Genomic DNA, 13,175 nt, shown 5'->3' with positions numbered 1-13,175 from the left:
CAGCAAAAACCTGAAATGAAAGGCTTATTATTCACCTTCAGCATCATTGCCGCTGTTATATTGACTCTTATATTTCCTGAACCCTTTATTGGTTTCGGCGATTTGAAATTCAAAATTTTCATTATCCCCTTGTTGCAAGTTATCATGTTTGGGATGGGCACAACCATGAAAATGACTGACTTCGCGGAAGTATTGCGATCTCCCAAAGCAGTGGTTTTAGGCGTTTTTTTTCAGTTTACCATTATGCCATTCGTGGGTTGGGGTTTAACTTAGGTATTTCAATTCCCATCCGAAATTGCAGCGGGTATCATTTTAGTGGGTTGCATGCCTTGCGGCTTAGCCTCTAATGTGATGTCTTATTTAGCAAAAGCCAATGTTGCCTTATCTCTTACGCTTACCTCAATAGCCACCATTCTAGCCCCATTACTGACCCCTTTTCTAATGAAAAATTTGGCGGGGCAATTAATTGAGATCGATTTATGGGCGATGGTATGGGAAATTAGCAAACTGATTATTATTCCAATTACTGTGGGGGTTATTTACAATCGACTAATGGGCGCGCGTTTTCAATGGTTTGAAAAAGCACTACCGGCCATTTCGATGTGGAGTGTAGGAGCCATTGTGGTGATTATAACGGCAAATGGCAGAGACGCGCTTTTAGCAGTAGGCCCTTTACTCGTGATCGCCTGCCTTTTGCATAATATCATTGGATTTATTTTAGGTTATTGGGGAGGTCGCGTGAGCGGATTACCAGAACAAGATTGTCGAACAATTGCCATTGAAGTAGGGCTCCAAAACGCGGGACTCGCATCGGGCCTCGCCATGGCGATGGGCAAGGTGGGAACGCTAGGATTGCCTGCGGCGATTTTTGGCCCGGTCATGAACATCAATGGTTCCGCTTTAGCGAATTATTGGAAGGGGAAATAAATCGTAAATCATTTATTTTAAGTAATTTTAAAGATTATCTGTTCTTCATAATACATGAGAAAATTTTTTCTCTTACTTTTTCTGTTCGTCGAATTCACGGGGTTGGCTCAAACTGCTTGTCCTGCTCCGATTATTTCGGGTAATACAGCGAATTCCCAATGGAAAACAATTGGTAGTGAAATAAAAACATTCAATGGAACAGCTTGGATTCAATCACCAGCCACACCTACAACTAATACGAGGCAGTATAAATTAAAGGTAAAAGGAACCTATGGAGTTGAGAATAGCGTGAATCATTTAGATCCCGCCTACCAAAGTCCATCTTCCACCCAAGTAATTGGAAGTTCAGGAACGCCGACCTTTATTACTTCAAGCACAAATAAATGGCAATTAAACAACGCTACGCCACCCGCGCCTAATAATAGCTCAGAATACAAAAGTGATCATACCTACGAATACTACTTAGGCCTTGGAGACAATACAAGTAAATACTTTTATAGCTATGCAGATGCAAATCCAGGTGATAATAGCGGGTCATTAGAATTCACCCTTTCCTATAACTCAGGTTTAGCCCAAATTTGTTCAGGTGGCTCTGCGACTTTAACCACAGCAGTTACTCCAGGAGCCACTACAGGTACAATTTCATGGTTTAAAGACGGTGTGAATATTAACCAATCCACTCAAAGTATTACCGTATCCACTCCGGGAGTTTACACTTCTAAAACCACCTTAGGGGGTTGTACAAGCCCAGATAGTAATCCCATTGAAGTAAGATTTCTACTAGACCCTTCCGTAACCTTAAGCCCTGTTGCAGATATTTCGTCTAATGCCGAAAGTTTTTCGCTGGCTTATACGAACAAAGTAACAGGAACAGATATCTATTCCATTTACGCTGGCGCTAACGCGTTAACAGGTTTTGACGAAGTATTAAATGCTCCTATTACCGGCTCTCCCATGGCTATTCCGATTCCATATGGTCAAGTGGGAACCTTTGATTTTACCTTAGTGGTAAAAAACTCGCAAGCCAATTGCGTATCCGCTCAAATTCCCTTTACCGTTACTATTTACTTAGCACCGCCCACTGGATTAAATTATACAACACCCAATAATTTTGTTGTTAATCAACCAGTTAATTTAACTCCCACATTTATTGGCCGTATTGACAATTTTACCATTAACCCGACTACACTCCCTGGTGGCTTAACATTCAATCCGCTCACTGGCCAAATAACAGGAACACCCACACAAACATCTGGCGCAGTATCTTATACGGTTTCCGGAAGTAATAGTACAGGAACTCCTACAACAGCCACTTTTACGATTGCAGTTGTAGTTCCTCCTCCTACTATTACGATTACAACTGGCTCTGAATATGTATTCACGCAATACACTCCGATTAGTCCAATTTCACCGACAGTTACTGGGTCAGGAGTCACTTATGATTTACAAGGGGTGTTACCTAGTGGCTTAAGTTTTAATTATAGTAATGGAACTATCAGCGGCAACCCCCAAGTTCCTATGCCTCGAACAAGGTATGTTATCGTAGCAACTAACTCAACTGGGCCAGCACAATCTGAGATTTTCATCACAGTTCGCATTGCAGCTCCTACGAATTTAACCTATGTTGTTCCATCTCGATTTTATACTGGAACAGCCATAGCTCCCATTACGCCAACTAATTCGGGTGGAATTATCTCTATCTATACCATAGATAGACCACTTCCTGCTGGATTAACCCTAGACCCAACTACTGGTGTCATATCGGGAACCCCTACCGCTATTACGGCTGCTACGGCCTATGTAATTACAGGAACCAATTCAAACACATCAACAAGCACCACCATCAATTTTGATGTAGTTATTCCGGCTCCTTCAAATTTAAGCTATCCTGGCCCCTTTCAGTTTTATCAATTTGTACCCATTACACCTATAGTACCTACTGTTACAGGTCAAGTGGATTCCTACACCATAGTACCCGTTAATTTGCCAGCTGGATTAACCTTTAATACAGCTACAGGGGTTATTTCTGGAACGCCCACCGCTTTAAGTGATCCAACTTTATATACGATCACTGCTATTAATACGACAGGTCAGGTGGTTGCAACTACAAGCTTCTCCGTAGTCATTCCTCCTCCTACAAATCTAAGCTATCAAACTCCATGGGTTTTCACTGAAGGCACAGCCATTCCTACCTTATCTCCTACGGTAACAGGAGCTGTTTCACGTTACACGGTGACAACACTTCCGCCTGGCTTATCTATCAATGCAACAACGGGATTAATCAATGGCACACCTACAGCGGCTAGACCTCAAGCTATTTATACCGTAACGGCAGAAAATAGTACAGGTTTCACCACATTTGATATAGACATTACTGTTCGTATTGCGGCACCTTCAGGATTAACGTATTTTAGTCCAAATATTTTCGAGGAGCGCGTTCCCATTCCGTCCTTATTTCCTACGGTGTCAGGTGTCGTTTCAAACTATACCGTTAATCCAACTTTACCTGCTGGCTTAGGAATAGATCCCGTTTCAGGAGTGATTTCCGGAACTCCTACTTTGGCAAATCCGGCAACAAACTATACGATCACTGCCTCTAATTCTACAGGAAGCACGGGAGCCACCACGAACATAACCGTACTAATCGCCCGGCCACAAATTTCCTACACGACGCCTAATGTGTATTACGAGACGGTTGCCATTACACCCTTAGTTCCAAACAAATTTGGAACCGTTGTTAATTCATTTAGCATTAGTCCAGGATTACCTACTGGCCTTAACCTAGACACAAACACCGGAATTATTTCAGGGGCGTCAACAGTTCAGTCACCTAGAACAACTTATACTATTACGGGAACGAACTCGACGAATACGGGGTCCACCACGGTAGACATTACGGTCACCATTCCGCCGCCTACTAATTTGACCTACGTGAATCCGCCATCCTATTTTACGGGAACAGCGATTAGCACCTTAACTCCTACGGTGACGGGTTTTGTGGCGTCTTATTCGATCGACAAAGCTTTGCCAGCTGGTTTAGTCTTTAATACAAGTACGGGAGCTATTACGGGAACTCCCACAGAGGCAATACCTAGGACTATTTTTACCATCACCGCCACTAACGTAGCGGGAGCGAGTTCGTATGCCCTTCCGATTACTGTCTTGATTCCTGCGCCGTCCGGATTGTCTTATACCACGCCGAATGTATACGAGGAAGGAGTGGATATTACGCCATTGGATCCGAGGGTGACTGGTGCGGTTGCTTCCTATGCCGTAAGCCCTAGCTTGCCAGCCGGCTTGATTTTAGATACGGCGACAGGGAGGATTTTTGGGATACCTACTTTGGCAAAACCAACCACCACCTATGTTGTAACTGCTACGAATACGACGGGTGCTACATCGACGAATGTGGTGATAACGGTGTTGATTGCGAGGCCTAGAAATCTGATTTATGCAACGCCCAAAGTCTTATACCAAAACTTTGTCATACCCAATATCGCTCCGTCTGTTTCTGGAATTGTAACATCGTATTCGATTGACCGAACCTTACCGGCGGGACTTTCCTTCAGTTCAAGTACGGGAATAATCAGTGGGACTCCGACGGCATTAAGTTCGATGCAAACCTATGTCATTACCGCTAGAAATAGTACAGGCTCGGCCATTGCCAATATTGATATATCGGTGGTTATTGCTCCGCCTTCGAATTTGGCTTATTTTAGTCCTACTCGCTTAATTCAAGACAGCTTAATGGCCCCAGTCAGACCGACTTATTCGGGTTTGGCGACGGCATTTACGATAGATAAGCCATTGCCTTTAGGACTTACGTTTAATACGGCGACCGGAGAGATTACGGGTAAACCAAGTGTGATATCTAGTTTGACTCGCTATGTCGTGACGGCCTCTAACTCGACGGGATCGACATCTGCGCCTTTGGACTTAGAAGTACTCATCGCCCCGCCTAAAAATTTAAAATATGCGACCCCTATTGTTTATGAGGAAGAAATAATAATTGTCCCTTTAAATCCTACAGTAAAAGGGAAAGTAGATACCTATTCTATCGATAAAGCTTTGCCGGATGGTTTAACGTTAGATCCTATCACAGGAATCATTTCGGGTACACCCACTAAAGCCATTCCACTAACCATCTATTGGGTTACGGCTTCGAATACCACAGGATCTGCTAGGGCTCGACTAATCATCACCGTCCTCATTGCTAGACCTCGTATTTCGTATCCTGAGCCTATACTAGGCGCGCAGATTAACCCGGTTTATACGGGTGTAGATTTATTTATTTCTGGCCAAACAAATCCGCCATTAATCCCCGTAATCAAAGGAGTCATCGGAAGCATCGTGATCAACAAACCGCTTCCTGCTGGATTAGTATTCGATCCATTAACGGGTATCATTTCTGGGACACCCACTGTTTTAAGGCCTATAGCCACCTATGTGGTCACCATTACGAATAGTACGGCTTCAACTACAGATACGATTCGCATCGCTACGGTTATTCCTAGACCGAGTAGTTTGAGCTACGTTACGCCGCAGACCTTTATTGAAAAGATTAAAATCACTCCTTTGAATCCAAGCGTGCAAGGTATTCCAACACTTTACACGGTGGACAAACCATTGCCGGCAGGATTAACACTAAATCCTTTAACGGGGTCGATTTCAGGTACGCCTACGAAGGCTCAGGATTTTACGGATTACGTTATCACGGCTAGTAATTCGACAGGATATGATGTGTTTACGATTTCGATTAAAGTGCTAATCGCCTTTCCAGAAATAAAATATCCACTACCTGGTGTCTTCCGCCAAGGGGTGCCTGTAAGTTTCAAACCGATTCTTGTGGGGATTGCCGATGTATTTAAAATTGATTCACTTTTACCGGCTGGATTAACTTTTGATGCTAAAACAGGTTTAATATCTGGAACACCTACTTGGCCTGCGAAGCCGCGGAAATATGTCGTAACAGCTACCAATTCTACGGGGCCTGGTGTAGATAGCACTTCCATTACGGTTCTAGAAGATGTGAATTACGATACGGATAAAGACGGTTATACTGACATCGTAGAAATCGGTGGCGATCGAAATAATCCAGTGGACACAGATAAAGATGGACTTCCTGATTATAATGATTTAGATTCGGATGGGGATGAAATCAAAGACGAGTGGGAAAATGATTTGAATTATGGTGGATTGCCGGATTGTGATCACGATGGAATCGATAACCGAATCGATCCAGATCCATGCGATCCGGTGGCCTTCCAAGGAATATCGCCGAATGGGGATGGGAGAAATGATTATTTGGTCATTCCTGGCGTGATGCGCACGACTCCCAATAATTTAACAGTATATGATCGAATAGGAATTATCGTGTATGAGGCGAAGGATTATGACAATAATTGGGGTGGCGAATCGAATCTTGGGAACCCTCTTTTATCAGGGGATGGACTACTTCCTGACGGGGTATATTTCTATATTTTAGACTATTATGGCGTTAGACCTCGGGTTTCTACTTATATTTACATCAATCGATTGAAGAAATAAATGAAATTACGGATTGTGATTTTAGGGTGTATGTTAATTTTTGCTGGCCAAATAAAGGCCCAGACTGACCCTGTATTCTCTTTATTTCGATTATATCCGCAGGTGATCAACCCTACCTTTGTAGGTGCTAGTGATAAAAATGAAATCATCTTCGTAAACAGGAATCAGTGGACTTCCATGCCGGGCACTCCGGTGACAACCGCCTTGATGGGAAATTTCAATTGGGGTGAAAAGATGGGCGTTGGATTCACTGCCTTTTTAGATCAATTAGGCCCCGTAAAAGCAACTTCCATCAATAGCGATTTTGCTTACCATTCCCTGATTAATGACAAATGGGCACTCTCTGGCGGTATTCGCGTGGGGGTAACTAATTTAGCTTTGGATTTTTCTGGCCTAAGCCTATTAGACCAAACCGATGATTTGTTCTCCCAAAATTATTCCACCGGATTACAGATCAATTCTGGCTGGGGTATTCGCTTAGCAAAAGAAGATAAGTTCTATGTGAGTATTTCTCAACCGAGGATGCTATGGAATGATTTTGGCCTCCAAAACGGAAAATACAAAGACGCCTCCTTCTATTATGGAATGATCGGTAAAAAGCAGGTAGTAAGTAAAGATATCCGCATTCACACGAATGCGATTGTACGCGTGGCCGCCGATTTACCTTTGAGCTATGATGTCAATCTAACGGGTTCGTTCTACGAATTATTCGATGTGGGTTTTGGCTACCGAAATGAAAATGCCATCGGCGTGAATCTAGGCGTTCAATTTAGTCCTACGGTCTACCTGGGTTATCAATACGAGATGCCTACCAATACGATTTCTAGAATTACGAATCAGACGCACGAATTAGTATTAAAATTCCAGTTTGAAAGGAGGTAATTAATTACGCTCTAATTCCGAAAACAAGTTCAATCCAGCGCCAGCAATTAAATACAAGAACTCCGCCAAGACTGCTTGGGTATAAATTCCATCCGCGTCCGAACCCCCAAAAAATTGAAACTCAGCAAACGCTAATGCAACACATGCGCTGAAATTCAAAATTACAAAAAGAACGATAGCCCATTTTGAACCGGCCACTTTAAAGGCCTTCACGTAACCTTCGGTTGCGTAGAAAAAGAAAGGAATAACAAGTAAGGATTTTAGATTTTTCATATTTTTTTTCGTTTTTCAATACCCAAAATTGCACTAGTAGTCTGCCAAAAGTTGGCGACATACAGAAAATTTGCTAGATTGTGCGTTATGAATACAACGGATCGCCTTAAAGAGCTTAATAATCTATTTCTGCGAAAGACTTTTCCCCTGCGAGCTGCATCGGTGAGCGACTATTTCATGGAGCACTTTGACCAACTAAGCTATAGCGAACGAAGTTTCAGCCGCGACATCAAGGCTTTGAAAGAGAAACTGGCTGAACGCTACCCTAGCCTGGAGGAAACAGACGGCGATTTAATTCGTTACACCAAATCAGAAAACCGTTTCTATTATATCCGGGATGACATTAGCGCATTCCCTTCTTTTTCAGAGAAGGAATTAGATCAAATTGCCTCTATCATCAATTTCAATAAACACCTTTTTACGGGGGGGGGGAATGGGAATGGGATTGTGAATAAGCTGCGGGCGATCTCTTTGGAAAATAACCTCATCAGACACGAAGAAATCGCCAACTGGCCTGCCATAGAATTGATTAATGAGGGAGATCGATCAGGATCCGAGCACGTCAAATTCCTAGTGGACGCGATCGCGGGGAAGCAAATCATTGGAATCTCTCATAAGGGTTTAGCTGCCTCATCTAAGTCGAAAATGGTCACTGGGCTCCCACTACTCATTAAAGAATACAATAACGGCTGGTATACGGGCTGGTATTTATTGTTTCAAGAAATAGTAGAAGGAGAAACGAGGATTTCACTAGATCAACTTCGGCTATTCGCATTAGACCGAATGGATGCCGTGCGTTTAGGCAGTTCTCAAAAAAAACCACGCATTCATCCTGATTTTAGGCCATCCGATTATTTCAAACACAGCCTCGGTTTGTTTCGCGGTCCACAAAAAGCAGAAAAAATCATACTTCTAGTACATGCGGATTCTTGGATTAAAGAATACTTACCCAAATACCCGATTCACCCCTCTCAAAAACAAATTGATTCGCAATTATTCGAACTTACACTCGAAATAAATCAAGATGCAGAAAATTTTCTTTTACGTTATGCCACTGAATTACAGGTGATTGAGCCTTTGAGTTTAAGAAATCAACTCCGAGAAAATCTGCAAAAAGCCCTCCTATATTATCAATAAACTGATAATCTGAAAGGTCAGGGTTTGGAATTGATTTTTTACACTTACCTTCGCTTATTACAAAATCTATTAGTGGTTTGGTGTGCATCAAGATGAAAGAACTTTTCTTTCATCTTTTTTTTTAACTTAGGTTTTCTAAACCTAAATAAACATGCAAAGACGCGATTTTATTCAGAGCTCCCTGTTAGCGGGCGGACTCAGCGGAATTCCTTCTTCACAAGTCATTCCAGCTAAACCTTCTTTACAACCTTCCATTAAATTAAGTGTCTCTAGTTATTCCTATTGGCACTTTAAGGGAGATAAATTCCCCATCGAAAAAGTGATTGATGATGCTGCTGCCCTCGGATTAGAGGGAATCGACGTACTTCATCGCCAAATGGAAAGCGAAGACAACGCTTACCTCCAAAAACTCAAAAAGCATGCCTTCGTCAACGGCATTGCCATGACTTGCCTCTCGATTCACCAAGGTTTTGTTACTCCAGATAAGGACGAACTAAAAAAACAGGTGGAGCATACAAATCACTGTATTGAACTAGCTTATAAAATGGGAATACCCTGCCTCCGATTAAATACCGGTAGATGGAATACCATCAAATCCTTCGATGATTTGATGAAAAACAGGGGAATCGAACCGATTTTACCGGGTTATACAGAGGACGACGGCTATAAATGGTGTGTGGACGGAATTCAACAATGCCTAAAAAAGGCGGAGGAATGCGGCGTTTTATTAGCCTTAGAAAATCACTGGGGCTTAGGTTCTACTCCAGAAGGAATGATCCGCCTTCAAGATACGGTGAATTCCCCTTGGTTAGGCTTATTGATGGATACCGGTAATTTCTTAGAGGATCCCTATGATAAATTAAAGATGATCGCACCGCGCGCAAGCTTCGTTCAGGCTAAAACCTATTATGGTGGCGGAGAATGGTATTCCTTAGAACTTGATTACGACAGAATTGTTAAAATATTGAAAGACGTGAACTACCATGGCTATATTTCCATCGAATTTGAAGGGAAAGAAGATGCTAAATCTGGAGTTCGAAAAAGTGTCGAATTATTGCGGAAGGCATTAGCTAAGTAGATTGACTGAGTCTTTGGCTTTATGAAACAAACCTATTTAACAATCATGAATAAACACCAAAATTCGCGCCGCGACTTCCTGAAGAATGCCGGCCTTTTAGGAGCAGCTGCTGCTTTTCCCAATATACTTTCCAAATTACCGGGCGAAAAAGTTAATCTAGCTTGCATTGGTATCGGTAACCAAGGGGGTTCAGATGTGATGTCCTTGTACAATACGGGACTTGCGAATATCGTGGCACTTTGTGATGTCGATATGGGCGCTCCGCAAACGTTAAAGGTACTAGAGAAGTTTCCAGATGTGCCGCGTTTCCAAGATTTCCGTCAGATGTTTGACAAAATGGGATCACAAATCGAGGCTGTCTCTGTGGGTGTTCCTGACCATTCTCACTTCCCTATCACCATGATGGCTTTGGGTTTAGGCAAACATGTTTTTGTGGAAAAACCGATGGCTCGTACGTTTAATGAGGTAGAGTTGATGATGGCGGCGGCACGTAAGTATCCTAACCTTGTCACTCAAATGGGTAACCAAGGCCACTCAGAAGGCAATTATTTTCAATTCAAAGCCTGGAAAGAAGCGGGAATTATTAAAGATGTGACGTCGATGACAGCACACATGAACTCGGCTCGCCGCTGGCATAGTTGGGACCCTAAAATCACGAAATTCCCGGCTGGAGAATCGATTCCTTCTTCTTTAGACTGGGATATTTGGCAAGGAGTGGTTCAGCCACATGAATACCAAAAAGATTTTGTCAATGGACAATGGCGCTCCTGGTTTGATTATGGTTTAGGTGCCCTAGGAGACTGGGGAGCACATATCATGGATACGGCTCATGAGTTTTTAGAACTAGGATTACCTACTGAAGTCAATATGGTAAAGGCGGAAGGACATAACAATTTCTTCTACCCTATGTCTTCTACCATTCTATTTAAATTTCCAGAGCGGAAGAATATGCCAGCGATGGATATCACTTGGTATGATGGGGTGAATAATATTCCGCCGGTTCCTGCGAACTATGGAACAAATGCATTAGACCCGAACATTCCACCGGCTAGCAATGGAAAAATTCAACCAGCTAAATTAAATCCGGGAAAAATCATTTATGGTAATGATTTAATCTTCAAAGGTGGATCTCACGGAAGTACGCTTTCTATCTTAGGTGATGCAGCGAAGGACCTTAAGTTACCTGAGGTACCTAAGAGCCCTTCAAACCACTACGCGAATTTCTTAAAGGCATGTATGGGGCAAGAGAAGACACGTTCACCGTTCGAAATTGCTGGTCCATTAAGCCAAGTATTTACTTTGGGAGTTATGGCACAAAAATTAAATACGAAATTATTGTTCGATCGCAAGACGAAAAAAATCACCAATAATTCGTTAGCTAATTCTCTATTAGTAGGTGCGCAACCAAGAAAAGGTTGGGAGCAATACTATAAAATCTAGCATTCCGGCAAGCAACGCGGAGCGATTAATCGTCCCGCTTTGCTTGCTTTTGCGAAAATCCTCTTTGCATAATACCTAGATTTTTGCCTATCTTGTGACTGATTAAAATCATATTTTGGCAATACTAGCACCGCTATTCGGCATATTTACCTCTTTTATTCTCTTGTACTACCTTAGTTCATTGAATAGATCCAATACGTTTTTAGCCTTGTTTTTCCTGTGCTGCAATTCCGTTTTGATGGTTTATTTCGGCTTACACTACTCTAAAATAGAGTTTTGGGAGGGTATTTGTTTCGTGCATTTCTTACCCCTATCGTTTATGCTGGGGCCAGCCTTGTTTTTTTATGTCAAAAACACCGTTTCTGAGGATAAAAAACTCTACCTAAGCGATTTGCTGCATTTGTTGCCTGCCGTATTTACCTTTTTCGCCACATTACCCTTCACCACTTTGCCGCTAGCGACGAAAACGGCGATGGCACACGAGATTGTAAATATTACGGAAGATTATAATTTGAACTTTCAATGGGTGACTTTTGAGCAGATATTAGAGGGTCGCTCCGTGCATTTGATGCTGTATTGCCTAGCCTCTATCATTTATTTCCTTTGGAATAAACGACAATTGATGAAGAAATACGGCGAATTACCCTCTAATCATCGATTAATACAGAAATGGATTTTCTCGTTGATCTTCTTACAATTAGTGATTGCCGGGAATAGTTTAGGGCATATGCTAACGATTTACGCACATAATTATGCGATTTTAGGTATCCCTTCGAACGTGATTTTTAGTGAAACTCGGTTTTTTGCAATATGTGGTGGTGGTTTTTTTGTCCAAAACTTCATCTTATTTCTCTTTCCCAAAATCCTCTACGGTAATGTTTCCTATAAAGTAGAATTCGCTCAATCAACGATTTTTCAGGAAATCAAATCGAACTTAGCTAAGAAGACCTCCACTTATCGGAATTTTGATCAGGATTTACAAAACTACCTAACTCGAAATCCTTTCGTTCAAAAGGACTTTTCTTTATCTCAAATGTCTTTTGACCTAAAGATTCCAGAACGATTCTTATCGAATTATTTTAATAAGGAATTAGCGAAAACTTTTGGGGAATGGAAAAATGACATGCGTATTGAATTTGCATGTCAATTAATCGAAGAGGGAAATGCAAAACGCATTACGATAGAAGCCATTTCTTCGGATGCTGGATTCGTATCCCGTTCTAAATTCAACGATGCATTTAAAGCTAGAAAAGGAGTAACACCTTCCGCCTACATAAAAGAAAAGGCAGAGGCCTAAGCCTCCACCTTTTAGTTTTACTTGCTTGCTGGTAAAAGACCTAATTGAGTCATTAATACCATGTTGTCCATGAAATCTTGCTCTTCAGCAATCTTTCCGTCTTTCATTTTAGCAATCGTACAACCAATCATGTCCACTGTTTTACCCGTTGCAGGAATACCAAAAAAATCTCCAGTATGCTTTCCTTTGAACTGCCAGTGCTTCACTAATTTATCGCCATCAGCAAACATCTCTTTCACGATAAATTGACGATCAGAGAAACCTGTTACAAAATTCGAATAATAAGCTTTGCAAGCCGCTTTACCTTTCACTTCAGGAACCGTGTGCAATACTGCATCATCCGTATAGGCCGAATCTAAGATGTTCGTGCGACCTTCATTAACTGCCACTTCCCACACACGAGAGTAATAGGCAACATTAGCAGTGCCCTTAATAGCATTTTGATCCGCTTCTGACGTGCAGGATACTAATCCAGCAGCCACGCATAGAGTTAAAATAATTTTCTTCATTTTGTTTGTTTAAATAGTTTTCCAAGCATAATAAAGCCTCAGATATGCGCCCAAAAAAACTAAAAATCATTTGTTCCCTTTTGCG

The 13,175-nt window shown here is 41.9% G+C and carries 8 protein-coding genes and 1 pseudogene; 7 read left to right on the top strand and 2 right to left on the bottom strand.

Annotation, left to right across the window (positions count from 1 at the left end; translation table 11 throughout):
• Positions 1-15 precede the first annotated feature (15 nt).
• The 3 genes and pseudogenes from ACST13_RS09410 to ACST13_RS09400 all read left to right on the top strand — a co-directional run bounded on the left by ACST13_RS09410 (position 16) and on the right by ACST13_RS09400 (position 7,356).
• Positions 16-927: pseudogene (locus tag ACST13_RS09410) on the top strand (bile acid:sodium symporter family protein).
• A 54-nt stretch (positions 928-981) separates the two neighbouring features.
• On the top strand, positions 982-6,474 hold the full coding sequence (locus ACST13_RS09405; protein WP_459522939.1) for a putative Ig domain-containing protein: 5,493 nt from the start codon (positions 982-984) through the stop codon (positions 6,472-6,474).
• Positions 6,475-7,356 (top strand): PorP/SprF family type IX secretion system membrane protein, encoded by an 882-nt coding sequence (locus tag ACST13_RS09400; RefSeq protein WP_459522938.1) that lies wholly within the window; start codon positions 6,475-6,477, stop codon positions 7,354-7,356. It begins immediately after the preceding gene.
• Here ACST13_RS09400 and ACST13_RS09395 read toward each other — a convergent pair whose 3' ends face one another.
• Positions 7,357-7,629 carry a hypothetical protein gene (locus ACST13_RS09395; RefSeq protein WP_459522937.1) on the bottom strand — a complete coding sequence of 91 codons (273 nt, stop codon included), beginning with the start codon at positions 7,627-7,629 and terminating at the stop codon, positions 7,357-7,359.
• 87 nt (positions 7,630-7,716) lie between these two features.
• Between ACST13_RS09395 and ACST13_RS09390 the strand changes: the two genes are divergently transcribed.
• The 4 genes from ACST13_RS09390 (at position 7,717) to ACST13_RS09375 (ending at position 12,581) form a co-directional block, all read left to right on the top strand.
• Positions 7,717-8,766: a helix-turn-helix transcriptional regulator gene (locus ACST13_RS09390; protein ID WP_459522936.1), complete on the top strand. Its 1,050-nt coding sequence runs from the start codon at positions 7,717-7,719 to the stop codon at positions 8,764-8,766.
• Positions 8,767-8,917: 151 nt separating this feature from the next.
• Positions 8,918-9,844, top strand: a complete 927-nt coding sequence (locus ACST13_RS09385) for a sugar phosphate isomerase/epimerase family protein (protein ID WP_459522935.1) — start codon at positions 8,918-8,920, stop codon at positions 9,842-9,844.
• Between the two features lie 45 nt (positions 9,845-9,889).
• Positions 9,890-11,284, top strand: a complete 1,395-nt coding sequence (locus tag ACST13_RS09380) for a Gfo/Idh/MocA family protein (protein ID WP_459522934.1) — start codon at positions 9,890-9,892, stop codon at positions 11,282-11,284.
• A 115-nt stretch (positions 11,285-11,399) separates the two neighbouring features.
• The gene (locus tag ACST13_RS09375) at positions 11,400-12,581 is read left to right on the top strand and encodes a helix-turn-helix domain-containing protein (RefSeq protein ID WP_459522933.1); all 1,182 of its coding nucleotides are present in this window, start codon (positions 11,400-11,402) and stop codon (positions 12,579-12,581) included.
• A gap of 17 nt (positions 12,582-12,598) precedes the next feature.
• Here ACST13_RS09375 and ACST13_RS09370 read toward each other — a convergent pair whose 3' ends face one another.
• On the bottom strand, positions 12,599-13,090 hold the full coding sequence (locus tag ACST13_RS09370; RefSeq protein ID WP_459522932.1) for an ester cyclase: 492 nt from the start codon (positions 13,088-13,090) through the stop codon (positions 12,599-12,601).
• Positions 13,091-13,175 lie beyond the last annotated feature (85 nt).

It is taken from the genome of Aquirufa sp. A-Brett2-W8 (genome assembly GCF_054558755.1).
This window is presented reverse-complemented; position numbering and strand designations above follow the sequence as displayed.